General features: G+C 66.9%; 21 protein-coding genes. 8 read left to right on the forward strand and 13 right to left on the reverse strand.

The features are described from left to right. Positions 1-38: 38 nt before the first annotated feature. Together ACS5PJ_RS14115 and ACS5PJ_RS14120 are read right to left on the reverse strand one after the other, a co-directional pair. Positions 39-1,424, reverse strand: a complete 1,386-nt coding sequence (locus tag ACS5PJ_RS14115) for a class I SAM-dependent RNA methyltransferase (protein ID WP_439435495.1) — start codon at positions 1,422-1,424, stop codon at positions 39-41. Next, the gene (locus ACS5PJ_RS14120; RefSeq protein ID WP_439435496.1) at positions 1,421-3,397 is read right to left on the reverse strand and encodes an APC family permease; all 1,977 of its coding nucleotides are present in this window, start codon (positions 3,395-3,397) and stop codon (positions 1,421-1,423) included. The genes ACS5PJ_RS14115 and ACS5PJ_RS14120 overlap by 4 nt, the downstream gene beginning before the upstream one ends. Before the next feature lie 118 nt (positions 3,398-3,515). On the opposite strand from ACS5PJ_RS14120, the gene ACS5PJ_RS14125 reads away from it, so the two are divergent. Beyond that, positions 3,516-4,187, forward strand: coding sequence for a potassium channel family protein (locus ACS5PJ_RS14125; RefSeq protein WP_439435497.1), 672 nt, complete (start codon positions 3,516-3,518; stop codon positions 4,185-4,187). Continuing rightward, a complete protein-coding gene (locus tag ACS5PJ_RS14130) occupies positions 4,187-4,933 on the forward strand; it encodes a potassium channel family protein (RefSeq protein WP_439435498.1) in 747 nt (248 codons plus the stop codon). Before ACS5PJ_RS14125 ends, ACS5PJ_RS14130 begins: the two co-directional genes overlap by 1 nt. Here the strand turns inward: ACS5PJ_RS14130 and ACS5PJ_RS14135 are convergent. The 4 genes from ACS5PJ_RS14135 to dut all read right to left on the reverse strand — a co-directional run bounded on the left by ACS5PJ_RS14135 (position 4,900) and on the right by dut (position 7,483). Then, on the reverse strand, positions 4,900-5,724 hold the full coding sequence (locus ACS5PJ_RS14135) for a DUF3159 domain-containing protein (RefSeq protein WP_439435499.1): 825 nt from the start codon (positions 5,722-5,724) through the stop codon (positions 4,900-4,902). The two genes, ACS5PJ_RS14130 and ACS5PJ_RS14135, sit on opposite strands and share 34 nt — an antisense overlap. Next, entirely contained in the window at positions 5,721-6,083 is a 363-nt protein-coding gene (locus ACS5PJ_RS14140) for a hypothetical protein (protein WP_439435500.1), read from the reverse strand. Before ACS5PJ_RS14140 ends, ACS5PJ_RS14135 begins: the two co-directional genes overlap by 4 nt. Beyond that, positions 6,076-6,816, reverse strand: coding sequence for a DUF3710 domain-containing protein (locus ACS5PJ_RS14145; RefSeq protein WP_439435501.1), 741 nt, complete (start codon positions 6,814-6,816; stop codon positions 6,076-6,078). Before ACS5PJ_RS14145 ends, ACS5PJ_RS14140 begins: the two co-directional genes overlap by 8 nt. A 124-nt stretch (positions 6,817-6,940) precedes the next feature. Next, entirely contained in the window at positions 6,941-7,483 is a 543-nt protein-coding gene (dut, locus tag ACS5PJ_RS14150) for a dUTP diphosphatase (protein ID WP_439435502.1), read from the reverse strand. Between the two features lie 103 nt (positions 7,484-7,586). Between dut and ACS5PJ_RS14155 the strand changes: the two genes are divergently transcribed. After that, the gene (locus ACS5PJ_RS14155; protein WP_439435503.1) at positions 7,587-8,075 is read left to right on the forward strand and encodes a DUF3093 domain-containing protein; all 489 of its coding nucleotides are present in this window, start codon (positions 7,587-7,589) and stop codon (positions 8,073-8,075) included. 193 nt (positions 8,076-8,268) lie between these two features. Continuing rightward, complete coding sequence (sepH, locus tag ACS5PJ_RS14160) at positions 8,269-9,714, forward strand: septation protein SepH (RefSeq protein WP_439435504.1); 1,446 nt, start codon at positions 8,269-8,271, stop codon at positions 9,712-9,714. A gap of 4 nt (positions 9,715-9,718) precedes the next feature. Here sepH and ACS5PJ_RS14165 read toward each other — a convergent pair whose 3' ends face one another. The 4 genes from ACS5PJ_RS14165 to ACS5PJ_RS14180 form a co-directional block, all read right to left on the reverse strand. Next, entirely contained in the window at positions 9,719-10,438 is a 720-nt protein-coding gene (locus tag ACS5PJ_RS14165) for a thymidine kinase (RefSeq protein WP_439435505.1), read from the reverse strand. Continuing rightward, positions 10,431-11,600, reverse strand: a complete 1,170-nt coding sequence (locus ACS5PJ_RS14170) for an alkaline phosphatase family protein (RefSeq protein ID WP_439435651.1) — start codon at positions 11,598-11,600, stop codon at positions 10,431-10,433. Before ACS5PJ_RS14170 ends, ACS5PJ_RS14165 begins: the two co-directional genes overlap by 8 nt. 94 nt (positions 11,601-11,694) lie before the next feature. Then, positions 11,695-12,441 (reverse strand): DUF5998 family protein, encoded by a 747-nt coding sequence (locus ACS5PJ_RS14175; protein WP_439435506.1) that lies wholly within the window; start codon positions 12,439-12,441, stop codon positions 11,695-11,697. 42 nt (positions 12,442-12,483) lie between these two features. Next, positions 12,484-15,168, reverse strand: coding sequence for a bifunctional acetate--CoA ligase family protein/GNAT family N-acetyltransferase (locus ACS5PJ_RS14180; RefSeq protein WP_439435507.1), 2,685 nt, complete (start codon positions 15,166-15,168; stop codon positions 12,484-12,486). Positions 15,169-15,258: 90 nt separating this feature from the next. On the opposite strand from ACS5PJ_RS14180, the gene ACS5PJ_RS14185 reads away from it, so the two are divergent. Both ACS5PJ_RS14185 and ACS5PJ_RS14190 read left to right on the forward strand, forming a co-directional pair. Then, the gene (locus ACS5PJ_RS14185; protein WP_439435508.1) at positions 15,259-17,769 is read left to right on the forward strand and encodes a DNA gyrase/topoisomerase IV subunit A; all 2,511 of its coding nucleotides are present in this window, start codon (positions 15,259-15,261) and stop codon (positions 17,767-17,769) included. A gap of 9 nt (positions 17,770-17,778) precedes the next feature. Further along, a complete protein-coding gene (locus ACS5PJ_RS14190) occupies positions 17,779-18,297 on the forward strand; it encodes a DinB family protein (RefSeq protein ID WP_439435509.1) in 519 nt (172 codons plus the stop codon). Between the two features lie 65 nt (positions 18,298-18,362). Here ACS5PJ_RS14190 and cydD read toward each other — a convergent pair whose 3' ends face one another. From cydD to ACS5PJ_RS14205, 3 genes are read right to left on the reverse strand one after another with little or no spacing between them, the layout of a single operon-like run. Beyond that, a complete protein-coding gene (cydD, locus tag ACS5PJ_RS14195; RefSeq protein ID WP_439435510.1) occupies positions 18,363-21,974 on the reverse strand; it encodes a thiol reductant ABC exporter subunit CydD in 3,612 nt (1,203 codons plus the stop codon). Positions 21,975-21,982: 8 nt separating this feature from the next. Next, on the reverse strand, positions 21,983-23,032 hold the full coding sequence (gene cydB / locus ACS5PJ_RS14200) for a cytochrome d ubiquinol oxidase subunit II (protein ID WP_439435511.1): 1,050 nt from the start codon (positions 23,030-23,032) through the stop codon (positions 21,983-21,985). 33 nt (positions 23,033-23,065) lie between these two features. Further along, positions 23,066-24,664, reverse strand: a complete 1,599-nt coding sequence (locus tag ACS5PJ_RS14205; protein ID WP_439435512.1) for a cytochrome ubiquinol oxidase subunit I — start codon at positions 24,662-24,664, stop codon at positions 23,066-23,068. A gap of 292 nt (positions 24,665-24,956) precedes the next feature. Here ACS5PJ_RS14205 and ACS5PJ_RS14210 point away from each other — a divergent pair, with 292 nt between their 5' ends. Together ACS5PJ_RS14210 and ACS5PJ_RS14215 are read left to right on the forward strand one after the other, a co-directional pair. Then, on the forward strand, positions 24,957-25,343 hold the full coding sequence (locus tag ACS5PJ_RS14210; protein WP_354147451.1) for a BlaI/MecI/CopY family transcriptional regulator: 387 nt from the start codon (positions 24,957-24,959) through the stop codon (positions 25,341-25,343). Positions 25,344-25,349: 6 nt separating this feature from the next. Further along, complete coding sequence (locus ACS5PJ_RS14215) at positions 25,350-26,348, forward strand: M56 family metallopeptidase (RefSeq protein ID WP_439435513.1); 999 nt, start codon at positions 25,350-25,352, stop codon at positions 26,346-26,348.

Raw genomic sequence — 26,348 nt, forward strand, 5'->3', positions numbered from 1 at the left:
GGATTACTCCGCCAATAGTAGTCGAAATAGTTCCCGTGTCAGCGGCCGGGAGTCAGCAATGCGACCGTCTCCAGGTGGTGCGTGTGCGGATACAGATCAAAGGCCCGCAGGCCGGCCAGCGACCAGCCCTCCTGCTGGAAGTACCCCACGTCCCTGGCGAAGGATGCCGGATCACATGAGACGTAGGCAATCGCCCGAGGACCGGCGGCGGCCAACTGGTTGACCACTGCCTTGCCAGCGCCTGCCCGCGGCGGATCAAGCACCAGGGCATCAAAGTTCCGCGGTTTGTGGCGGAGTACGCGCTCCACCCGGCCCTGCACGATTTCCACCTGCGGCGCTCCGTGGAGGTTTTTGCGGGCGTCCCGGCTGGCTCCCGGGGCCCCCTCCACCGAGAGGACCGAGCCCGTCTCCCCCACCGCGTCAGCCAGCACTGCGGTGAACAGCCCTGCGCCGGCGTAGAGGTCAGCCACCACCGAGCCGGCCGCCAGGAAGCCGCCGTCGTGAAGGAATTCTGTGACGGCCCCCACAAGTGTCCCGGGCGCGTCGCGGTGAATCTGCCAGAAACCGGCACCGGTGACGCGGTAGTCGTGGCCAGCGGCGGATTCCTGGACCCAGGTCCGGCCGCGCAACTGCTGGACCTCCTCGGAAAGGGGGTCGAAGGTGGCCACGGAAACATCATCCGGGAGCTGTGCCGCGACGGCGCTGAGCCGTTTGGCTTTGGTCCCGGGCGCCGGGGCGAGCAGCACCAGGGGACGCGAGCCGTTGGCCGGCGCCGCCACCTCCACCCGTTCGATGCCCTGGAGATCGATGTCCCATAATCGCAGCCGGTTGATTCCGTCCAAGGCCAGGGGCATCTCCCGGACGGGGATGATCTGGTCTGAACGGTGGGCATGCATGCCCGGTTTCCCTGCCGTGGTGACCGAGAAGCTTGCGCGGGTCCGCCACCCGAGGCCGGTGCCGGCGTCGTATGTTGTGCCCTGCCCCGGGGCGGCCGGCCCGCCCACGGCTTCCACTTCGGGAGAAAGTTCGACGCCGGCGAGCCGCTGGAGCTGCTCGGCGAGTACCGCCGACTTCAGTGCGCGCTGGCGGGGCAGGGAGATGTGGCCGAATTCGGCCCCGCCCACCGGCGGGTGACCATGGCTCCAGGCCCGGCCGGAGTCTGCAACGTGCCAGAAGTGCCCGGTCCTGTCCGGCGAAGCCTCAAGGACTTCCACGACGTCGGCGCGCCAGAACTTGGCGGAGTCACCCGCGTCGGTCAGCCGGACGCGGACCTTCTCCCCGGGAATTCCGTGCCGGACAAAGATCACCCGGCCATCATGGCGGGCCACGCAATGGCCGCCGTGGGCCACCGGCCCGATGTCGAGCACCAGCTCAGTGGGGGCGGCCGTGGCCGTTGCGGAAGGGGTCTGGGTTTCGGGGGTCATCTGATATCCTGCAGGTTTTTTGCTTCTTCGGACGATTTCAGCTGCCACGGGACGCTTGCCACCATCACGCCGGGCTCAAAATGCAGCCGGGTTTTGATGCGCAGCGCCGTCTGGTTGTGGACCAGTTGCTCCCACCACTTGCCCACCACATATTCGGGGATGTAAACCACCACCAGGTCCCGGGGGGAATCGCGGCGCATGTTCTTGACGTATTCCATGATGGGGGTGACGGTCTCACGGTACGGACTCGCGAGCACGGTCAGCGGCACCGGGATTTCGAGCTTTTCCCAGTCAGCAACTGTATGGGCGGTTTCCTCCGCGTCGATGTCCACCGTGATCGCGTCCAGCCGCGAGGGCCGGGAGGCCCGTGCGTACGCAAGGGCTCGGAGCACCGGCTTGCGCACGTGGGAGACGAGAAGGACTGCGTGGACCCTGGAGGGCAGGGCCCGGGGCGAAGAATCCTCATCCACGGCCAGTTCCTTGGCCACATTGTCGTAATGCACACGGATGCTCCACATGATCAGGAACAGCGCGAGCATGGCCAGCAGCGCGATCCACGCGCCTTGCTCGAACTTGGTGATCAGGACGATCACCAGCACCAGTCCCGTCATGCCGAAGCCGATGGTGTTGATGGTCCGGGATTTGACCATCCTCCGCCGGACGGCTTTGTCCTTGGCCAGCTTGAGCTGCTTCCCCCAATGCCGGATCATGCCCAGCTGGCTCGCGGTGAAGGAGATGAACACGCCCACGATGTACAACTGAATCAGTTTGGTGACGTCGGCGTTGAACGCGAGGATCAGCACCAGGGCACCGGCTGCGAGGGCCAGGACTCCGTTGCTGAACGCCAGGCGGTCGCCCCTGGTCCGCAGCTGGCGGGGAAGGTAGCCGTCCTGGGCCAGGATCGATCCGAGCACCGGGAAGCCGTTGAACGCTGTGTTGGAGGCAAAAACGAGGATCACCCCGGTGGCGGCCACCACGATGTAGAACGGCAGTGAGCCCGGCCCGAAAATGGTCTGCGCAATCTGGCTGATGGCCGGACTCTGGATGTATCCCTCGGGCAAAGGAAGGCCGTTCAGGAGGAACTCCGTGGCCGGGTCCAGGACGATGTGGACCTTTGTCGCGTTGGCCAGGTAGATGATGCCGGCAAGCATGGCGGCACCGATGACACCGAGCAGCAACAAGGTGGTGGCCGCGTTCTTGCTCTTGGGCACCTTGAAGTTGGGCACGCCGTTGCTGATGGCCTCCACACCTGTCAGCGCAGCGGCGCCGGAGGAGAAGGCCCGAAGGAGCAGGAAAGCGCCCGCGAGGCCCACCAGGCCTTCGTCGAAGCCCGGCGCCGGCACGATCGTAAAGGCCGCAGATGGTGCCTCACCCAGTTGCCCGGTGGCGGCCTGGAACACGCCCACCGCCGTCATCCCCAGGATGGAGGCCATGAAAATGTAGGTGGGCACGGCGAAGACGCTGCCTGCCTCCTTGATTCCCCGGAGGTTGACCAGTGCGAGGATGACGACGCCGATCGTGGCGATAAGCGCCTGCTGGCCGTGCAGGGACGGAACAGCCGTGGTGAGGTAGGCGGCAGCCGAAGACATGGAGACCGCCACCGTCAGGACGTAGTCCACCAGGAGTGCCGAGGCCACAGTCAGCCCGGCATACTTGCCCAGGTTTTCGTTGGCGATCTCGTAGTCGCCGCCGCCGGACGGATAGGCGTGCACGTTCTGCCGGTAGGACGCCACCACTGTCAGCAGCACCACCATGACGGCCAGGCCCACCCACGGCGAGAAGGCCACTGCACTCACACCGGCGAGGGCCAGGGTGAGCAGGATTTCATCCGGCGCGTAGGCCACGGAAGACAGTGCGTCTGAGGCGAAAACGGGAAGTGCGATCCGCTTGGGCAGCAGCGTGTGGGCGAGCCTGTCATTCCTGAAGGGCCTGCCCACCAGCACCCGTTTTACGGCATTCAGTATTGTCAGCACTCCACAAAGCTAGTCTGATTCCCCGGCTATGTCATGACGGCTCCCGCGCGGCTCCCACCGTGGCCATGCCGGTAGAGTTCTAGCAGCAGCAACAGGCTACGGAACTGGAGGAGATACGGTGGCGCATTTCGTGATCATGGGATGTGGCCGGGTGGGGGCGACTCTGGCACACACGCTTGAGGACGCCGGCCATTCCGTGGCCATCATTGACCAGGATGACCGCGCGTTCCGTCGGCTACGGCAAGGCTTCACCGGGCGCAAAGTCACCGGCGTGGGTTTCGACCGGGACACCCTCCAGCAGGCCGGAGTCGCCGAGGCCTACGCGTTCGCCGCCGTGTCCAGTGGCGACAACTCCAATATCCTGGCCACACGGGTTGCGCGCGAGACGTTCCATGTCCCCCATGTCGTGGCGAGGATTTACGATCCCGGCCGGGCCGAGATCTATCAGCGGCTTGGCATCCCCACCGTGGCCGCCGTCCGCTGGAGCGCTGACCAGGTCCTGCGCCGCATCCTGCCCGAGCAGCACCTCGCCGGCGACTTCCGCGAGCCGTCCGGCCGGCTGGTGCTGGCCGAAGTGGACCTCGACGCCGGCTGGATCGGCCACCGGATCAGCGAGATTGAGAAAGCGGCCGACATCCGGGTGGCGTACCTTACCCGGTTCGGCGAAGGCATGCTGCCCGAGGCCGCCACGTCATACCAGGACGGTGACACGGTCCATGCCATGCTGCCCGTGGAGCGCAATTCCCAGGTCGCCCAGATCCTGGCCAAAGCACCTGCCAAGGAGTCGTAGTGAAGGTTGTCATTGTCGGCGCGGGGAGCGTCGGGTCTTCAATTGCCAGGGAACTGCTGGCCCATAAACACGAGATCCTGCTGATCGATCTCAAGCCGGAAGTCATCGGACGCAGCGGCCTGCGCGGCGCGCACTGGCTGGTCGGCGACGCCTGCGAACTCAGCACCCTGCAGGGGGCGAAAGTGGAGGACGCCGACGTCGTCGTCTCCGCCACGGGCGATGACAAGGTGAACCTGGTGGTCTCGCTCCTGGCCAAGACCGAGTTCGGCGTAGGGCGTACGGTAGGCCGGGTCAACAATCCCAAGAACGACTGGATGTTCAACGATTCCTGGGGCGTTGACGTTGCCGTCAACACCCCGCAGCTGATGACGGCGCTGGTGGAGGAGGCCGTGGAGATCGGCGACCTGGTCCGGCTGCTGACACTTCAGACCGGGGTCTCCTCGCTCGTGGAATTCACGGTCCCGCACGATTCCCATGTCATTGGCCTGACAGTGGGCGACATCGACTGGCCCGAGGACTCCACGCTGGTGGCCATCCTCCGGGACCACGCGCCCATCACTCCCAGCCGCGACGACGTGATCGACGGCGGCGACGAACTGTTCTTTGTCACCACGATCGCCGCAGAGGATGAGTTGCGCGGGCTGTTGTCGCCGGAGTCAGCAGAGCCTTCCGGGGAACCGGGCCAGCAGGAAGGCGTCCAGGCGGCCGCGTCTCAGGCGCCGGAGGACGACGGCTTCGAAGGCTGACTTCCGGCGGGCCGGACCGGCCGGGTAATCAGCCACGCAATCCAGACTCCCAGGATGTAAAGCGGGGTACCCATGATCAGCCGGGTGGTGGCAAGGGCAGCGAGGCCGTCAGTTCCCATCAGGTACAGCGGAACCTGCACCACCAGGCGAAGCGCCAGGACACCGACAATGATCCACGTGCCCAGGCGGTAGGCCTTAAGGCGTGCAGGGTCCTTCCGCCAGTCCGTTCCTTCATTACGGATGAACCCGAACAACAGTCCCGCAAGGGGCCACTTGATCGCGATCGAAATTACCATGGCCACGATGTAGGCCGCGTTGGTGATAAAGCCGGGCAGATAGAAGTCCTCCGCCTTGCCCGTGGTGTTCGCCAGCCAGGCGGAGATTCCCACGCCCACCACTCCGGCCAGGGCCTGGGTCAGCGGGCGGCGCTGGATGAGGCGGACCACGGTGAACGCAGCCGCCGACGCCAGGGCCGCCACCAGCGACGGCGTCAGGTCCCGGGTGAGGGTGAACGTGACCAGGAATACGAGTCCGGGCACAATGCTCTCGGCGATGCCCTGGTATCCGCCAGCTGTCTTGAGGACATCGATCCGGCCGTCGTGGGTCCGGTGCAGGCCGGCCTGGGCTGCATAGCCCTCCGCAAGCCCCGCTATGGAGGGCGGCTCCGTCCGGGCCTGCCGGGCGCCGTCCTGGCCCGCGCCGTCCTGCCCCGCGCCGTCTTGCCCCGGGCCGGCCGGGCCGGTGGGAGGCTGGTCCGCGCGGGAGGACGGCTCGGGCTGGGACGAGGTCATTCATGCTCCTGGCGGGAAAGTATTTCGTAGCGTGGATTGAAGATGGTGGGCAGCCCGTGGCTTTGGGCCAGCATGCCCTCGAGGCGGACTGCCGTCCCGGCCTCAATGCCTGGCACCCTGCGTCGCCCCAGCCACACCACCCGCAGACGGCGTCCCGCGCCTGGCGCCGGTTTACCGCCCGACGGCGGAACGTCAAGATCCGTGACGATGGCGGTGAACGCCGCGTTCTGGTTTGCGGGCATGTAGGTGACCGATTCGATGTGCCCGTCACATACCACCCGGCCGCGTTCGGGAAGGCGGCTGACAGGTACTGCTCCGCCCTCGGGCCGGCTGCCCGAACCCGGGCGGGAATCAGCCAATCTGGGTGACTTCCGGCCCGCGCCCGGGTTCCTTGAATTCCGGGGCGGCAGGCACCTCCGGGGCAGCAGGGGGCGGGGTGGCGGTGGCATCCTTGGGCAGGCGCAGCTGAAGCAGATCGCGGGGAGGCATGGGGCTGTCCCCCCTGATGACAACGATCTGGCGGAACAGCGCCTCAAGTGGGGCCGCTGCTTCACGCTGCATGGCGGCTTCGCCGCCCAGGACGCCGCGCAGGAACCAGCGCGGACCGTCGACGCCGATGAAGCGCGCCACCCGGTAACCCTGGCTTCCATCCTGCGCACCAGCGGGCAGCTTCGCGATCAGCTCGGACCCGAATTCGCCCTGGATCTCTTCGACCTGTCCGCCCTGGCTTCCTACGGACTGGCCGATCTGCTCGCGGATTTCGTCCCAGAGCCCCTCGCTCTTAGGAGCGGCAAAGGCCTGCAGCTGCAGGCTGGACCCGTTGAGGTCCATGGTCACGGCCACCACGCGTTGGGTGGCTTCCTCCACTTCAAGCCGAAGCTGGAGCCCCTCACTCGGCGCAATCAGCAGCGCGCCGAGGTCTACGTAGCCATCGCGGCTGGAGATTTCAGAGACATCAAAGGGCCCGGTTGCCCTCCGCCCGGTGTCCGCCGAGGCCTTGTCAGCGGAATCGGGTGACTCCGTTGAGGCCTGGGCCTCATCCGGTTCGGCTGCCTGGTCCTTCTTGGATTTCCTGCCGAGCCCAAAAACCATGGGGGTTGTCTCCTTAGTAGTGAAAGTGCCTGACGGCTGTCAACGTGCCTGGCTGCCCGGTTCCCGGCGGATGTCTTCGCCGCTGGGGCAACCAACGCCGGGCCGGCACCGGATAAACGCAGGGTCAGGCGTTGGGTGACGTGAAGCCGCCGGTTGATCCGAATCCGCCGGCTCCCCGAACCGAGTCGCTGAGGTCGTTGACGGGGACAAACTGCGCGTACTCCACCCGCTGGATCACCATCTGTGCAATTCTATCGCCGCGGCGCAGTTCGATGGCGTCCCGGGTATCCGTATTGAGCAGGGTCACGGAAATTTCCCCGCGGTAACCCGCATCCACCGTCCCGGGGGCGTTGACGATGGTCAGCCCATGCTTCGTGGCGAGGCCTGAGCGGGGGTGGATCAGGGCGACGAAACCGTCAGGCAGGGCAATGGAAACGCCGGTGGGCACCAGCTTCCGCTCGCCGGGGCGCAGCACCACATCCTCGCGGGCCCGCAGGTCTGCTCCCGCGTCGCCCGGGTGGGCGTACGACGGCAGCTCCAGGCCGTCGTCGAGCATTTTCAGCTGTACCTGAAGGGTGGGTGCGCCATGCACGGCGGCAGTATCGGGCCCGGTGCCGGCCAGGGCCTCGTCGGGAGCAGTTTCAACAGTGGCAATTTCGTCAGTCACAGTCACACACTCTAACGCCCAGCCGCAGTTCCGGCGTAGATTCAACGGTCCGCCCGGATGAACCCAAGATGAAATAGCCGGGCAAAGATGGAAAGCTGTTGCCATGCCCGATCCCAGTTCCACCGCACCCGTCCCCAGCGCCTCCCCAGCCGGCACCCCGGCAGTCTTCCGCGAAAGGCTGTGGCCGAACATCTGGATCTGGATCATCGCGGCGGGCATCTCCGGGGCCGGCATCCTTGTCTTCGCCCCGATCAGCATGACGGCAGGATATATCGCCGCCGGCGTGCTGTTCACCGTCATCGCCGCCATGCTTCTGACCTCCACCCCCACGATCCTGGTGACCCCCGATGCCTTGACCGTTGGCCGCGCCACCATCGAGCGGCGTTATATCGGGGGCGTTGAGACGTACCGCGGCAAGGAAGCCACCGCCCAACGGGGGACGAAGCTTAACGGACTCGCATACCTCTGCATCCGGGGCTGGATCGACCCCGTGGTACGGATCGAAATCACGGACCCGTCCGACCGGACTCCCTATTGGCTTGCTTCCTCCCGCCGGCCCGAGGAACTGGCAGCTGCCCTGTCCGGAAAGTAGGTTTCGGCTTCACTCCGTTCCCTTTCACTCGAACGCGTGCGTATCACTCCTGATAACGCCAGACCTGTGCCGTCTGTGCCCCAGTGCAGGGGAAAGTCCTTGAATATTGCGGCGCGCCCTTGCTCCTAAGGCAAAAGAGCGGCCTTCGGTGGCAGAGTTTCGATTGATAGTAATGCCAGGGTGGAGGATTTGTATGCAGGATCTACGGCTTGTAGGCGTACACGACGACGGGGAGCATCTCCTGTTGAGCGGCGCCGGCGGCGAGATGTTCCAGCTGCCGATCGACGAAGCACTGCGGACGGCCAGCCGGTCTCCGGTGAAAGCCGCGGCCGCTGCCGCGCCCATTGCCATGTCCCCGCGGGATATCCAGGTACGGATCCGCAGCGGCGCCACCGCAGCGGAGGTGGCAGAGCGTTCCGGGCTGCCCCTCGCCAAAGTGGAGCGCTATGAGGGCCCTGTCCTCGCCGAGCGGGAATACGTTGCCCAGCAGGCGCGGAAGATCGAAGTGGCTGCCCCCTCCCCCGCCCATGACACCTACCGCTCGGTTTTCGGTGACAACCCGGCCTCGCTCCAGGACATGGTCAACCACCGGCTCTCTGCCTACGGCGTTGAACCGTCCACCGTGGAGTGGGACTCATGGCGGCGCCAGGACGGCAACTGGACCGTGGCGGCACGCTTTGAAGCCAACCAGGGCCGCACTGCCGGGATCGGCGAAGAGCCGCCCGCGCTGTGGACCTTCAGCCCGGCCCGCAAATCGCTGCAGAACGCCAACCGCTGGGCCCAGCAGCTCAGCGAGCTGGAGCCGATGGACGGCCCCGTCCCCGCCCGCCGGCTGACAGCCGTCTCGGACCGGCCTTTCGACTTTGAAACTGACGCAGAAGCGGCCGCCCGCAACTCATCCGGCCCGCAGGGCGTTCCTGCGGCCAAGGAATCAGACGGCCTTCTGGACATGCTCCGGTCACGCCGCGGACAGCGCCTCGGTGTCGACGAGGATGCGGACGACGCCTTGGCCCTGCTCCTGACTCATGGCGTGCCCGCAGCACATCCGCGGCCCTCAGAAGTCGCCGAACTGGAAACCGGTCCCCGGGGCAACGGCGGCCAGGACAACGGCCCGCGCGAAGAACGGGAACAGTACCCGGAGCGGGAAGACCGGGAAGCTGCCCCCTCGGACTCAGACGGTCCGGAGGCCGCTGGTCCTGCCCCCCGAATTGATCCGCTCACCCGCAAACGCGAGGGCCGGCCGTCAATGCTGTCCCGCCTGAGCCTGATCCCACCGCACCGGGATGCTGAGGATGACGTGCTGAAACTGCACGACGGCGTCAGTACCGACACCCGGGAAATCACCATCGTGGCGTCCCCGCCGCGCTCAGCCAAACCAAACCCGCAGTCCGAGCCGCGCAAGGACTCTCCCCTTGAGGCGCCGGCCGGGCCCCGCCACCCGGCGCCCAGCGTAGGCCTCGACGAGCTCCTAGGCGGCGGGAGCCCCCGCCGGGCGCCGGACGCAGCTGGTCCTGCCGGCCAAGGTTCCGATCAACGCGATGAACACAACGCCGATCTGCCCGAACGGCAGCCGGCAAAACCGAAGCGGTCCACCGTCCCCAGCTGGGACGAGATCGTGTTCGGAACCAGGAGAGACTGACTTCCTAGACTGAGGTTTCGCCGGATCCGCGCCACAGGCACGCATCCACCTCGAAGGGCAGCAAAGGATCCTGCCGGGCCATGATGTTGGCGCCGTGCGCGGTGACCCGGCGCATGTAGTGCCGGCGGCAGAGCGTTTCGTAGCCCACCACGGGCGTCTGGCCGTCGCTTCCGGCCGTGGCAGGATCGGTGCCCATTTCCACGTCGCCCACCACCACCTGGGCGCCTTCCATGACCATCACCCCGTCCACGGTCCGGGCGTTCTGGGTGGCCCGGCGCCCGCACCAGCACAGCGCTTCGACCTGGAGGACCTGCACCCGGTCGGCAAGTTCGATCAGCCGCTGGGAACCGGGAAACAGCCGGGCGCGGAAGTCAGCGGTGATGCCGAACGCAAAGACGTCAACGTCCATCTCGTCCACCACCCGGGCCAACTGCTCCACCTGGACGGGCGAATAGAACTGGGCCTCGTCGCAGATGAGGTAGTCAACGCGCTTTCCCTTCGTGCGCCGGCTGACCACTTCATCCCAGAAATCCGTGCTGTCCAGGACCTCTACGGCGTCAGTCTCCAGGCCGAGGCGGCTGGAGATTCTTGACCCGCCGGCGCGGTCGTTACGGCTGAAGCGGACACCGCCCCGGCCCCTGGCCCGGTGGTTGTAGTCCATCTGGAGGGCGAGGGTGGACTTGCCGCAATCCATGGTGCCGGAGAAAAACAGCAGCTCAGCCACGGACGGAACGCCTGCCTTCGGCCGCAAAGCAGAGCAGCGGGACTTCGCGTTCCGCTTTGGTGAGGGAGCCGTGCTGGCCCACGACCTCCATGGCGGCCGGCCTTACCCGGCGGGTGTCGTAGAAGGCCAGCGCGTCGCGGGCGGCGATCATGACGTCGCCTATCCGCGGCGCGACGGCCGGGCGGACGGGCCCGAACAGTCCCGCTGCGATGGCGTCCTCCCGGGTGAAGGCCCAGATCCTGTCACCGAAGCGCGCACGCCAGGACTCAAGCAGGCGTTGCCGGGCCGCGGCACCGGCACCGGCTTCAAGGTACAGATGGACCATCCGGGGCTCCCCGGCCGTGTGCCGCACGCCGTCAATGAGCGACGCGTCCGCCGCGTAGTCAATGCGCTGCTGTTCGGGAACGTCCAGCATGCCGTGGTCCGCAGTCAGCAGCACTGTGGTTCCCGCGGGAAGGGAGGCATTGAGCCGCTTGACGGTTGAATCCAGCTCCTCCAGCTGGTGCTCCCACTGCTCGGACTGGCAGCCGTAACGGTGGCCGGCCTTGTCCAGTTCGTTGACGTAGAAGTACATCAGGGAGGGTCCGGCGGTGGCCATGGCCTCGGCGGCAGCTGCAGTGCGGGCATGGGACGTCGTACCGGAGACGAAGCGTCCGCCGCGGAGGGCTGCCCGTGTCATGGGAGAGTCGCCGAACTGGGGAAGGCTGACGGTGATCACGTCAAGGCTCCGCGCTGCCTGTTCGAAGACCGTGGGAAAAGGCTGCCACGTTGCCGGGTCCACGCCGGCATCCCAGTTGCCCAGCATGTTGACTACTTTGTCCTGTTCCGGGTCCAGGACGTCATAACCCACCAGTCCATGCTGGCCCGGCGGCAGGCCCGTGCCGAAACTGGTGAGGGCAGAAGCGGTGGTGGAGGGAAAAGTGGAGTCCAGCCACACCGGGATTTCCGCCTGCCCTGCCTGCATCACCGAGCGCAGGAAGGGTGTGTGGGCGGACTTTTGTTTCAGCATGTTCCGTCCCAGGCCGTCAGCCAGGACAACGCACACCCGCGACGCCGGCGGAAGGCCCAGCGTGTTGGTGAACCCTTCCGCTCCCAGGCTTGCCGCCGCGCTGCTCAGTACCTCTGCGACGGACCGCCGGCCGAAGGCCGGCGCGGGCGGCATGTTCTGCGGAACAGCTTTGCCCGGTGCAGCCTCACCGCGTACGACGGCTGGTGAGGCTGATGCGGGGAGGGTCGTTTTTCCTTGGTCCGGCATCTCAGCGCTGCTGGTGCCCGCGGCTCAGCCGGTTTCCAAAAACGCCCGTCCTGGGGCGGGGCTGGAGGGTCTGGCCGTTGTGGGAGACGGGAGCCGTGGAACCGGTGTTCACTGCCCGCAAGGCACGGGCAAAGAGCTTGGCGTCCTGTACTGCCTGCAGGCCGTCCGCTTCGGCACTGATGCGCAGGACGATGTCCTCCTGGGCAATGGTTCCGCTGTAGCCGTGGTCAGCCTCGCACTGCGGATCACCGCAGCTTGCCGGGCCCATGTCCAGCCTTTGGCCGCCGGACCACGCGATGGCAAGGGTCAGTTCACGGACCGGATCCGAAGGTTTGTAGTCCTGCGGCTGGGAGTACATGTAGCTGAGGACCACGGACCGGATCTGGGCGACCGGTACGGATTCGGTGGAGATCTGTGCGACGGTCTGTTCGCCTGCTTCATCAAGCTGCTGGTCGTCCACATGGGTGATGACCAGCATGTCCGAGGTCAGGACCAGCACGGTGATGTGCCGGCGGACCTCGGCGCGGTCGAAGTGGGTTTCCAGGTGCACCAGGTGGGCCACGCATTCGCGGCCGTCCAGGGCATCGTCAACGACGTCGGCCACCAGCAGGGGGTAGAAGCCGGCCTTTTGCAGCGCGCCGTCAAGGCTCTGCCCCTGCGGCGTATGGCTGTGTGAGCTGTGCGGGCGGGTTGCCAGGTTGTCACTGCCGGGCGTGGAAGGCGTTGACGGGGGAGGCTGTGAGCTCATTCCCCCATTTTCACAGATCGGCCGGGGACTTGCTAACCGCCGTCAGCCCAGCATCGCCCGGCGGGCACTGTCAGTGCGCTGGGCTGCATTGCCGATCCGGATGTCCGCGGCGAGGATGGATACGCCGTGCGGCCCGCACAGGACGGGGTTGAATTCCACGAGGGCTATTTCCGGATGGTTGTCCTTCATCCATGCCAGGCGGCCGGCGAGGTCCTCCAGTGCATCAACATCCACGGCGGGAAGCCCCTGGTAGCCAAGGAGCTTCCGTGCCGCCCGGGGTGCGCGGATGAACTCCTTGACGTCAGCGGCGGAGAGTGGCGGCACCCGGTGTGCCCAGTCGTCGAGCAGGTTGACGGCGTCGCCCGCCAGCCCGAAGGAGACGACAGGTCCCAGGAGGGGGTCCTCAATGGCACGGAACGTACAGGCCTGGCCGACCGGCGCCATGGACTGGACCTCCAGGGCCCTGGAACCATACGGGGCCAGCGAGCGCCGCATCTGGGCGATGTTCCGGCGGAGCGACTCCGCATCCTCGATGTCCAGGCGCACGCCGCCCAGGTCGAGGCGGTGGCGGAGTGCCGGGTCCGTGGTTTTCAGAACCACCGGGTAGCCAAGCCGGCCGGCGGCTTCCACGGCTTCGTCTTCCGTTTCGAACCTGGCGGACGGCAGCACAGGTATGCCATAGTGCGCCAGCAGGGCGGACGCGGACTGCGGGTCCAGCGTCTTCAGCTGTTCGCCCTGGACATCGTGGAGCAACTGCTCCAGCAGGATCCGCGCATTTTCGGGGTTGCAGCCTTCGGGCTCCACAAAGTGGCCCGGGTCCCGCGCCATCCATTCCGCGTAGCGCACGGTGGCGGCGAGCGCTGCCACAGCTGCGCCGGGATTGGAGAAGCAGGGAACAGCGCGGCCGTCGGCTCCCAGCATGCCCTCCACGTAGACAGAGGGGTCCAGGATTCCGGTGAATGCGGCCACCACCGGCTTCCCGGCAGCGGCTGAACATTCGGCCAGCACCTCGGCGATGTGCTCCACCGTCAGCCCGCGGGCCGGCAGCAGCGCCGCCACCACGGAGTGCACTTTGTCCGAGGCGAGAGTCTCCTGGAGGCTGCGCCTGAGGGCAGGCAGCGCCAGTGACATGCCGGCGTCGAGGTCCACGCCGGTGACAATGCCATCCACCTCCAGGCCGTGCGCCGCGGCGCTGTCCGCAACGACCTTGCCCAGTGCCAGCGAATTGCTGAAGATGGCCAGGCCGGGTCCCGCAGGCAGCGGCTGGCCTGCCACAACCTGCGCGATGTCCATCAGCTGCTCGATGGTCTCCACCCTGATGACGCCCGACTGGCGCATCATGGCGTCCAGCGCTCCGGCGGGCGCCTGGGTGGTCCGGACGGCATGGCCGGGCGGCAGGCGCAGCCCCATGGTCTCTGACTTGGCCACCACCACCGGTTTGGTGCGCGCCAGCCGCCGGGCGATCCGGGAGAATTTGCGCGGGTTCCCGATCGACTCCAGATACAGTCCCACGGCGGTGGTGTCGGCGTCGTCCTCCCAGAACTGCATCATGTCGTTACCGGAGACGTCCGCCCTGTTGCCGGCCGACAAGAGGGTGGAAAGGCCCAGCCGCCGCCTGCTTGAGGCTGCGTAGAGGGACACGCCGATGGCCGCAGACTGGCTGAACAGGCCCAGGCCGCCGCGCACTGGCATGGTGGGCGCCATGGACGCGTTCAGCATCACGTCCGGGTGGGTGTTCACGATTCCCAGCGAGGCCGGCCCGATGACCCGCATGCCGCTGGCCCTGGCCTTGCGGACCAGGTCGCGCTGGCGGGACAGGCCGCGTGCGCCGTCGTCTTCGAAGCCCGCGGTGGCGATCACCACTCCCTTGACCCCTGCGGCGGCACACTGGTCCACCACCGTGGCCACTTCCTCGTAGGGGACGGCGATGATGGCCAGCCCCACGTGCTCCGGGACGTCCTGGAGCCTGGCGAAGGAGATCATACCCGCCAGCTCAAACGCCTCGGGGTTGATGGCGTAGACCGGCCCGGGAAAGCCGCCTTCGATGATGTGCTCCAGCAGCTGGTAACCCACGGTTCCCCATTTGCGGCTGGCACCGATGACTGCAACGGACGACGGCGCCAAGAGGTCCCGGACGCTTCTCGCCTCCGCGCGGTGCTCGCGTGATTCCATGACGGCCCGGGATTTTTCCGTGGGGTCGATATTGAATTCGAGGCTGACGACGCCGTCATCGAAGTGGCGCTTGACGTCGTAGCCTGCGTCAGCGAAGACCATCAGCATCTTGCGGTTTTCGGGCAGCACTTCTGCGCTGAAGCGGCGGATCCCGTTTTCGTGGGCCGCGGTGGCCAGGTGTTCAAGGAGGATGGAGCCGATGCCCCTGCCCTGGTGGGCGTCGGCGATGTTGAAGGCGACCTCGGCCTCAGTGGGGTCATCCAGCCTGTCGTACCGGCCGATCCCGAGGATTTCGCCGCGGAAGGTGATGACCAGCGCCACCCGGTCTTTGTAGTCCACCTCGGTGAAGCGTTTGAGCTCCTTGCTGGACAGGCGGGCCTTGAAGGCGAAGAAGCGCATGTAAATTGAGTTCTGCGACTGTCCGGCATGGAAGGCCTGGACCGCCTCGGCGTCACTGGGAAGGATCGGCCTCAGGTGGGCGGTTCCACCGTCCCGGAGAACGACATCGGCCTCCCAATGTTCCGGATATACGCCGTCCCCGGGCTGATCCACCATAGGCTTAGCCTAACCACAAACATCCGCCGCCGACCCGTTGCCTGAAGACCAGATCGAAAACCAGTACCCCCAGAAGGATCCGCCCGCCCTATGGCCCGCCGCCAAAGCCCTACCCCCGCCGGGGATGCCAGCCAGGATTTCGTCGAGAATATCGTGGACATCGACGTCACGTCGGAAATGGAAGGCTCCTTCCTCGAGTACGCGTATTCGGTGATCTATTCCCGGGCGTTGCCTGATGCCCGTGACGGCCTGAAACCGGTCCAGCGCCGGATCCTGTACATGATGAGCGAAATGGGCCTTCGCCCGGACCGCGGCCACGTCAAGAGCGCACGCGTGGTGGGCGAGGTCATGGGCAAGCTCCACCCCCACGGAGATACCGCGATCTACGACGCCATGGTTCGCATGGCCCAGGACTTCTCGCTGCGGCTCCCCCTCATCGACGGCCACGGAAACTTCGGCTCGCTCGACGACGGCCCGGCGGCTCCCCGGTACACGGAGGCGCGCCTCGCGGCGGCGGCGCTGACGCTCACCGACCACCTCGACGAAGACGTGGTGGATTTCGTCCCCAACTACGACAACCAGCTGACCCAGCCCGATGTCCTCCCGGCCGCGTTCCCGAACCTGCTGGTCAACGGAGCCACCGGCATCGCCGTCGGCATGGCCACCAACATGGCACCGCATAACCTGGTGGAAGTCATCTCGGCAGCCCGCCACCTTATTGCCCACCCGGACGCCAGCCTGGATGACCTCATGCGGTTTGTCCCCGGGCCCGACCTCCCCACCGGTGGCAGGATCGTGGGCCTGGACGGCATCCGGGATGCCTACGCCACGGGGCGTGGTTCCTTCAAGACCCGGGCCAAAGTGGAGATCGAGCAGCTTTCGGCCCGCCGCACCGGCCTGGTGGTCACCGAACTTCCGTACATGGTGGGTCCGGAAAAGGTCATCGAAAAGATCAAGGACGCCGTCAACGGGAAGAAGTTGACGGGCATCAGCGACATCGTTGACCTGACGGACCGCCAGCATGGCCTCCGCCTGGTCATCGAGCTCAAAAACGGGTTCAACCCCAACGCCGTGCTCCAGCAGCTGTACCGCTACTCGCCGATGGAGGACTCCTTCGGCATCAACAACGTCACCCTGGTGGACGGCCAGCCCCAGACGCTCGGGCTCGTGGCATTGCTTTCGGTCTACGTGGGCCACCGGATCGATGTGGTGCGCCGCAGGACCGCGTTCCGGCTGGGCAAAAAGAAGGACCGCCTGCACCTCGTCGAGGGCCTGCTGATCGCCATTGTGGACATCGACGAGGTCATCCAGATCATCCGGTCCTCGGATGAGGCCTCGGCGGCCCGGGTACGGCTGATGTCCATTTACGACCTCTCGGAGATCCAGGCCAACTACATCCTGGAACTCCGGCTGCGGCAGCTGACCAAGTACTCCCGGATCGAGCTGGAGAAGGAACAGGATGAGCTGCGCCGCGAGATCGCGGAGCTCGAAGCCATCCTCGGCTCGGAGGAGCGGCTCCGCGGACTCGTATCCACCGAGCTGGCCGAAATCGCCGAAAAGTACGGCACGCCCCGGCGCACCGTCCTGCTCGAATCCGAGGCCGTCTCCCCCACCGTCGCTGCCGCCCTCGCGGCTGCCCCGGGTGTCAAAGGCAAAGCCGCACCCCTGGCCCTGGAAATCGCGGACGATCCCTGCTGGGCCATCCTCACGGCCTCCGGCCAGATCGCGCGCACGTCCAATCAGGAGCCGTTGGCTGAGTCCGGACCCCGCTCAAGGCACGACGTCTTCCGTTCCGTGGTCAAGACATCGGCCCGCGGGGAAATCGCGGCGGTCACCTCCCAGGGGCGGATGCTGCGGCTTCAGGTGATGGACATGCCGGTGCTGCCGCCGATGTCCGGCCTGCCCAACCTTGCCGGCGGTGTGCAGGCCAAGGACTTCATCACCCTCCTGAAGGGGGAAGCGCTGGTGGCGTTCGCGCCGCTGGATGAGATCCTGGCGATCGGTACGGCGCAGGGCATCGTCAAGCGCGTCCAGCCTGAATACCCGCTGAACCGCGAGGATTGGGAGATCATCGCGCTCAAGGACAAGGATCTGGTGGTGGGCGTGGCCCCGGCAGGTCCGGACGACACCGAACTGGTGTTCCTCACCCGCGAGGCGCAACTGCTCCGGTTCAGCGCGGCCAATGTCCGTCCGCAGGGCAGGACTGCCGGCGGCATGGCCGGCATCAAGCTCGCCGCCGGTGATTCCGTGGTGTTCTTCGGTGCGCTCAACGCCAACGACGACGACGCCGTGGTTGTCACCATCGCGGGCACCGACGGCGCACTGCCGGGCACGGCCCCGGGCGCGGCGAAAGTGACGGCTTTCGCCGAGTACCCCGCCAAGGGCCGCGCCACAGCCGGGGTCCGCGCCCACCGATTCCTTAAGGGCGAGGATATGCTGCTGCTCGCGTGGGCAGGGCACGGACCTGCGAAGGCGTCGTCGCTGGCAGGAGTTGCCAGGTCATTGCCGCAGGAGCACGGCCGCAGGGACGGGTCGGGAATTCCGCTGTCCCAGGCGGTGGATGTGGTTGGCCCTGCCATGGCGTGGCCAGATCCCGCTTAGACTGCTGCCATGCCTATCATTCCTGATGAAAAGGACTGGACCTGGGTCCTCTCCCGGCCTTGTCCTGAGTGCTCCTTCGACCTCGCCACGGCCACACCGGCCACCGTCCCGGCGACGATCCGGAACCTGTTGCCGCGTTGGCGGGCAGTCCTGCGGCGTCCCGAGGTGGCCGAACGCCCGGACGGCCACACGTGGTCACCCCTGGAGTACGCCTGCCACGTCCGGGATGTCTTTACGCTCTTCGACCAGCGGCTGAACCTCATGCTCGAGTCAGACGACGCACGGTTTGAGAACTGGGACCAGGACCGCACGGCCGTCGACATGGATTACGCCAATGCCGATCCTGCGGTTGTCAGCGCCGAACTGACGGCGGAGGGCGAACAGATCGCCGAGTCGTTCGCCGGCGTCAGGGAGTCCGATTGGGGACGGAAAGGCCTGCGCAGCAACGGCTCCGAATTCACCGTCCTGACGTTGGCGCAGTACTTCCTCCACGACGTGGTGCACCACCTCCACGACGTGGACGGATAAGCCGTGGATGGATAAGACGTGGATGGATAAACCGTGAACGGCTGACCGGAGCGCTTTTCACGACATCAGGCCTGAAGGCTTCCCTCCCGATGCCACAGCCTGGGGTCATTCGTGCCCCCGGTCGGTGGGGCGGCGGACAGGTCCAGGAGGATGTCATCCGGGTGAAGGTCGGCCGGGTTGTGGGTCACCATGACCACCGTGCGGTCCTTGAGGCCGGCGCGGAGGTCGGCCAGCATGTCCCGTCCTGCCTCCGCGTCCAGGTGGGCTGTGGGCTCGTCCAGCAGGATGACTCCGGCGCCCGTCAGGATGGTCCGGGCGACGGCCAGCCTTTGCCGCTCGCCGCCGCTGAGGAACGAGCCGCCCGGGCCGATCCGGGTATCCAGCCCTTCCGGGAGCCGCGACACCAGTGCGGTCAGTCCGACGGCGTCCAATGCGGCCGCGAGGTCCGCGTCACGGGCGGCGGAAGATTCCGGCCGGTGGTCCGCCGGATGATGGGTTCGCGCCCCGCTGATGTCTCCGGCGGCGGGAGCATCCGGAGACGGAATGCCCAACAGCAGGTTGCCTCGCAGGGTCGAATCGAACAAGTGCGCCTCCTGGGGACACCAGGCGGCCTTCCCGGTCACCGCGGCCCTGCCGGCCGAGGCCGGGAGGAACCCCAGCAAAACCGCGAGGAGGGTCGACTTGCCCGCGCCGGAAGGCCCGGTTACCGCCAGCCAGGTGCCCGGAGCAGCCGTGGCGGACACTCCGGAGAACACCGTTCCGCCGCCTGGCCAGGACGCCGCCAGGTTGGACAGCTCCACGCCCTTGGCGGCGCCGGCCCGGGACGGGACCTCGTGAAGTCCGTCAGTCGCGGCGCGCCCCGCGGGGGTGGCCTCAAGCACGCCGGACTCTGCAATCCGCCGCATGACTGCCCGCAGGGCCGGGTACTGGCGGACCGCCGTCGTCATGCCTGCGTACGGTTCCACGAGCGCCAGCTGCAGGAGGACCATCACCGCGGCCGTGGCCGGTTCCATGGCACCGGAAATCACCTGGGGGGCCGTGAGCACTGCCGCTGCCAGTGCAGCCGTTCCGCAGGCAGCGACCGTGATGGCCTGGCCGAGGCCCTCTGCCCAGGCGGATCGCTGGGACGCCCGGGTTGCCATGCGGTCCTCGGACCGCAGTGCGTCCAGGACTGTTGCGGCAATGCCGTTCGCGTGCAGCTCCACCCTGGCGTCCAGGGCCGCCGAGGTGCGCCGCAGGACTCCGGCCCGCAGCCGCTGTTCCGCCGTTGCCGACCGCCGGTCGGCCCACAGGGCGGATAGCGGTGCCACGACCAGGCTCACTGCTGCCGCGATGGCAACTGCAGGCACAGCCGCCGGAGCCACCAGCGTTGTGGCCAGCAGCGCGGACCCGGCCACCGCCACGGCAGTGACGGGTGGCAGGACGACGCGCGGCAGCAGGTCCCGGACGGTATCGACGTCGTCAATCACAGTGCCCAGGACGTTGCCGCCCTGCAGCAGACGCCGCAGGGACATTGCCTTACGGCTCAGCGATTCCCAGAGCCGGCCGCGGAGCCGGGTGAGGGCAGCAAAGACGGCGTCGTGCAGCAGGAGCCTTTCCCAGTAGCGGAGGACGGCGCGTCCTATCCCGACGAAACGCACGCCCACGATGGCTGTGAGCAGGTAAAGGATGGGCGGCTGCTCGCTGGCCCTGATGATGAGCCAGCCGGACAGACCGGACAGCGCCACGGCGAAAAGGGCCGCGAGGGTGCCCACCACAGCGGCACCGGTGAACCTGCCCGCCACGGGCGACAGCAGGCTGGACAGGAGCCGGGTGACGGGCGCAGACTGTGCCGTTCCTGCGGGCAGCGGCACGCCCGGACCGGCAGCCCCTGAAGCCTGCTGGTCCCCGGTGTTGCCTGCTGGGCTGTTGGCACCCGGGGTCACACCCGGGCGGGGTCCGGCCGCCTCCGGGATCCCGGTGATCGCGGCAGCTGCTGTGAGGCCGCGGGATGACACCGGAACCAGGTGGTCAGCCAGCCCGCGGGTCTGCTGGTCGTGGGCGACAAGGATCACCGTGGCACGTCCGCGCAGGGCACGGATTGACTCCTGCACCAGCGCCGCCGAGGACGCGTCCAGGTGGGCGGTCGGTTCGTCCAGCAGTAGGACGGTGGCCCCAGCCATGATCCGGGCCAGGCCGCGGGCCAGCGCAACGCGCCGGAGCTCCCCCGGGCTCAGTTCAGCCGGATGTTTGCCGGCAAGGTGGCCGGCGGCAGCCGCGGCCAGGCACTCACGGGCCGTCCCTTCCGCAGCCGGCGTGACAAATCCTGCGGCGTCTGATCCGGCACTTTCCTTTCCGTGCACGTAGAGCATGACCTCCTCAAGCACGGAGTCGGCCACCATGACCGGGTGCTGCGGGACCCACGCGACCGCACTGCGGTCCAGGCCGCAAATGCGGCCGGACACGGCAGTCCCGGCGCCGTCGCCGACCGTCCCGGCCAAAACGCCCAGAACTGTGCTTTTGCCGGCGCCGCTGGGTCCGTCCAAGGCAGTGATCATCCCGTGCGGGGCGGTGAAGCTCAGGGGTCCGACGGCGGCGGCAGCCCTCCCCGCATAGGTGACCGTGAGGCCGGTGACCGTCACTCCCCGGGAGGCTGCCGCGGAAAGAGTCCCGCCGGCCTCGTCCGCGGGCACGGCCGGCACGTTGCGTGCCGCGGCCGCTGTCACGGTGGAAGCGTCGGATTCCCCGGCGGGCAGCGGCAACGGCTCGGGTGCGTCGGTGACCTGCCGGGTCGCGGCGAGCGCTGCCCGGCCGTCCTCGCTGGCGTGGTGCGCCATACCCAGTTCGCGCAGTGGCAGGTAGCAGTCCGGCGCGAGGATCAACGCCAGTAGGCCGGCCTCCAACGGCATCTCGCCGTGCACCAGCCGGACCCCGATGAACACGGCAACCACCGCGACCGAAATCGTGGCGATCAGTTCGAGCGCCAGTGCGGACAGGAAGGCGGTGCGCAGCGTCCCCATGGTCCTGGCACGGTATTCCTCGGAGATCTCCTCGAGCGCCTTGCGCTGCGCCGTGGCCCGGCCCAGTCCCACCAGGACGGGCAGCCCCTTGGCCAGCTCCAGCATGTGGGCGGACAGCCGCGTCAGCGTTTCCTGGGCCTCGCGGACGTGGTCCTCGGTGTAACGCCCAATCAGCACCATAAACAGCGGGACGAGCGGAACTGTCAGGACAATGACCACCGCGCTGACCCAGTCGGCGAACAGGATACGCGCCCCGAGCAGCAGCGGGATCGCGGCGCAGTTCACCAGTGCGGGGAGGAACTGCGTGTAGTAGCTGTCCAGGGCATCCAGGCCGCGCGTCGCCAGCACAGCCAGTCCGCCGTCGGCCGGGCCGGTGCTGCGTGCACCGTTCCGCAGGGCCCGCTCCAGCAGTTCGGACCGGAGCTCCTCCTTGATGCCCAAGGCGGCGCGGCGTGCGGCGATCCCCTGCGCCCAGACCGTGGCTGACCTCAGGACGACTCCTGCCAGGCCCCACGGCAGCTGGTCCTGCCAGGCGACATTCCCGGCAGCAAGCCCGGCTAGCATGGCGGCCACCGCCTGCCCCATGAGGATCAGGGACAACGCCTTGAGCGCTGCGAGCAGGCCAAGCCAGTAGACGGCGGAGCGGGTTGCCGGTCCGGCGGGGAATTCCGGGCGCACGGGCAGGCTCAGCCGTTCCTGGTGAAGGCTTTGGTTGCGATGGCGGGCAGGAAGCTGTGCGCGGCCGGAATATGGTCCGCGCTGACCCGCCTCCGGAACACCCAATAGGTCCATGCCTGGTAGACGATCACGAGCGGCAGGCCGACGGCCGCCACGATGCTCATGAGCCCCAGGGTGTAATCGGACGAGGAAGCACTCGTGACGGTCAGGTCGAAGGCAGGGTCCAGGGTCGAGGGGAGCACTACCGGGAACACGGCGCCGAAGATGGATGCGGAGCCCAGCAGGAGAAAGCCGCCCATGGCCATGAACGCCCGCCCCTCGGAGCCGTTACGGGCCAGCAGCCAGGCAGCAACCGCGGCCCCCACGGCCAGGATGACCAATGCCCACGTCCACGGCTCGCCGTTCCTGAACTGGACGCTGACGGCCCAGGCAGCGATTGGGAGCAGCAGGACCGGAAGCAGCCGGACAAACCAGCGGCCGGCACGAAGGCGGACTTCGCCGTCGGTCTTCAGCGCCAGGAAAGCCAGGGCATGCAGCAGGGAGAAGCCCACCACAGCCAGTCCGCCCAGCACGGCGTAGCCGCTGAACCAGGAAAGCCAGTCCCCCACACGGTCACCGTTGGAGTTCAGCGGCAGTCCGGTGGTGGTCAGGGCCAGGGCCGCTCCCACGCCGAAGGCCGCAAAGAAGGAGCCCAGCGCGATGGCCCAGTCCCAGCGGGCACGCCAGCTTTCAGTGTCCACCTTCCCGCGGTACTCGAAGGCCACGGCGCGGAAGATCAGTGCCACCAGCACCACCAGCAGCGGAAAGTAGAGGGCCGAAAACAGTGAGGCGTACCAGAGCGGGAAGGCAGCAAAAGTTGCACCGCCGGCTGTCAGCAGCCATACCTCGTTGCCGTCCCAGACGGGCCCAACGGTGTTCAGCAGCACCCGCCGCTCGGTGTTGTTGCGGGCGAAGAGCTTCATGAGCATCCCCACGCCCAGGTCGAAGCCTTCCAGGAAGAGATAGCCGGTCCACAACACCGCAATGGCGATGAACCAGATGGTGGGCAGCAGTTCCATTCTGTGTATCCTCAGCTCTTCGTAGTCGGCGAATCAGTAGGCGAAAGACAGGACGTCGTCGGCGGGCTTCTGGCCGCCGCCCTTGCCGCCCGGGGTTTCGTCCTCGTTTTCGTCAGCGGGGGCGTGCACCAGTTCGGGCATGCCGGACACCACACCGCCCCGGATGTAGGTGACCAGCAGCTTCACTTCCACCACCAGCAGCAGCGCATACACTGCCGTCAGGACGATGAGGGAGGTGAGCAGCTCCCCCGCCGAAACACCCGGTGAGACGGCAGCGGCGGTGAACATGAATACCTGGTCGATGCCGTTCAGGTCCGGATTCGGGGCCACGACGAAGGGCTGGCGGCCCATCTCCGTGAAGATCCAGCCGGCGGCGTTAGCCCCGAAGGGTGCCAGGATGCCGAAGACCGCGAGCCGCATCAGCCAGCGCGATTCGGGCACCGTACCCTTGCGGGTGATCCACAGGGCAACCAGCGCGGCCAGGGCTGCGAGGCCGCCGAATCCGATCATCATACGGAAACCCCAGTAGGTGACCTCCATGACGGGGACGTATTCAATCTCCTGGCCGGCGCGCTCCCCGTAGATCGGGTTGTCCGGAAGGTGCGTTCCGTAATCAGCTTTGTACTGGTCCAGGAGGCCGTTCACGCCGGGGACCTCGGTGGTGAAGTCACCCTTGGCGAGGAACGAAAGAATGCCGGGAACCTCAATCAGGGCCACGATCTCGTCGCAGTTCCTGGAGCCGAGGTTTCCCACGCTGAGTACCGAGAAACCGGTGCCGTCGTGGCAGGCGGCCTCGGCCGCGGCCATCTTCATGGGCTGCTGTTCGAACATCAGCTTGCCCTGCAGATCACCGGTGAGCGCAGTGCCGGCAAAGGAAATCATGGCCACAACGGCGCCGATCCGCAGGGACTTGATCCATACTGTGTAGTCGGTCCGGTCGCGGCCCGGGATGGCGGCTTCACCCGGGACCACCTTGCCGTCGGCGTCCACGGTGTCAATGCCGTCCCGCCTCCGCCGCCAGAGGTGGTACCAGGCGATGCCCAGGAGGAAGCCGCCGGCCACAGCCAGCGCGCCCATCAGCGTGTGCGGGACGGCTACCAGGGCTGTGTTGTTGGTGAAGACTGCCCACGCGTCCGTCATGACGGGACGCCCGTCGATCAGCTCCACACCCACCGGGTGCTGCATCCAGCTGTTGGCAACAATGATGAAGTACGCAGAGAACACCGAGCCCACCACGGCGATCCAGAGGCAGGCAAGGTGGATGCCGGGCTTGAGCTGCTTCCAGCCGAAGATCCACAGGCCGAGGAAGGTGGACTCGACGAAGAAGGCCAGCAGGGCCTCCAGTGCCAGCGGGGCACCGAAGACGTCCCCGACGAAGCGGCTGTATTCGCTCCAGGCCATGCCGAACTGGAACTCCTGAACGATGCCCGTTGCCACGCCCATGATGAAGTTGATGAGGAACAGCTTGCCCCAGAACTTCGTCATCCGCAGGTACTCCTGCTTGCCGGTGCGGTGCCAGGCGGTCTGCATGAGGGCAACCACCAGTCCAAGGCCGATGGTGAGCGGCACCATCATGAAGTGGTAGACGGTGGTGATCCCGAATTGCCAGCGTGCGATGTCCAAAGCTTCCAAGGCAGTTCCTCGTGTTGGCGGTCTCGACTCTTCTACGTTTCGTAGAAATGTAACTTCTACCGAGTGTAGAACAATGCGGCGGACACTGTAAAACACACAGTCCCATGGAGTCGGAGAGCCCACAAGGCCTCGGAAGCGGCATTCCGGGGCCCCGGCGCGGCGTGGCGTTCTACCGTACGTAGAAATTCGGGCGGAAACCGGGTAAATTTGTTCTTGTATTTGTTGTTTTCGTTGGCAGTCACCGCGGCCGTTCGGTCGCCCGGTGCAGGGAAAAACCTAAGGATGTATGGCAATGGCAAGTCTTGGCGAACTGGAACGGGCAGTGATGGATCTGCTCTGGGCAGGCCATGAAGCAGCCACCGCGAATACCCTGCGCGACAAACTGGCGCAAAGCACCGGTGCGCAGGGCGGCGTCGCGGGCCACGAGGGCAAGGAACTTGCCGTCACCACGGTTCTGACCGTCCTCTCCCGGCTGGAGAAGAAGGGCCTGGTGGAGCGGGAACGCGGCACACGGCCGCACCGCTACCAGGCCGTGTCCAGCAGGGAAGACCACACGGCCGAACTGATGCATGAAGTGCTGGGCTCAGCCCCGGACCGCGAAGCCGTGCTGGCCCGCTTTATCGGATCAGTGACCGCAAGTGAAGCGGAGACCCTGCGCAAACTGCTTGGCCACGTCTAGGGGACCATGTTCTGGACCTCGTACCTCCTGGCGGTCCTCGCGATAGTCCTGGCATGGCCAGTGCCTGTCTTCCTTTCCCGCGCCTCGTGGCCTGCCCGCTCGCCGTTTACGGCCATGCTCCTGTGGCAGGCCATCGCCCTTGCGGGTGGACTGTCCATGATTGGGGCGATGCTCGTCTACGGTCTTGAGCCGGTCGGCGACAACCTGATCGCAGGGCTACGGGCACTGGCCGGCATGGTCCTGTTCAATGCGCCGACGACGGCCCTTGGCTTCTGGCATATTTTTGCCCTTTCCGCCGCCGCGCTCCTTCTGGCCCACCTGGTGTTCACGTTGCTGCTGACCTACTACAAGATCGAGCGGCAGCGGCGCCGGCACCGTGAGCTCCTGCTGCTCCTGGCCTCGCCGTCCGCAGATGGCACCGGAACGATGGTCATCAGCCATGATTCGCCGGTGGCCTATTGCCTCCCGGGCGGGGCCCGTTCCGTGACTGTCCTCTCGGACGGCCTGATGGCAGCCCTTGAGCCCGCCGAGCTGCGGGCCGTCCTGATTCACGAGAACGCGCACCTGGGCCAACGCCACCATCTCCTGCTCTGGGCTTTTGCCGCCTGGCGCCAGGCACTCCCCTGGCTGCCCACTACGCGGCTGGCACAGGAATCCGTGAACTCGCTGATCGAGATGCTGGCCGACGACGTTGCCTTGCGGACAGAAAGCAAGGCCACGCTCATCAAGGCGATCGCCATTGTGGCCAGCGGCCCCTCCGGCGGCATGGCCGCGATGGCTGCGCCGGGACTGCCGGCGACTCACGCACACCTTTCCCTGACCGGACTTGAGGCCCCGTCAGGAGCCGTGTCGGGTTCTGCCCGCACCACGGTTTCCCGGGTCAGCAGGCTGCTCTCTCCCCAGCCGCCGCTGCCCGCGGCTGCCCGCGGGGCGGTCCTGGCAGGCTGTGTGTTGCTGCTTGCCCTGCCCACCGCGCTGCTGGTCGTGCCCGGCCTGCTGGGCTGA

Source organism: Pseudarthrobacter cremeus, from assembly GCF_051857465.1.
GTDB lineage: Bacteria > Actinomycetota > Actinomycetes > Actinomycetales > Micrococcaceae > Arthrobacter.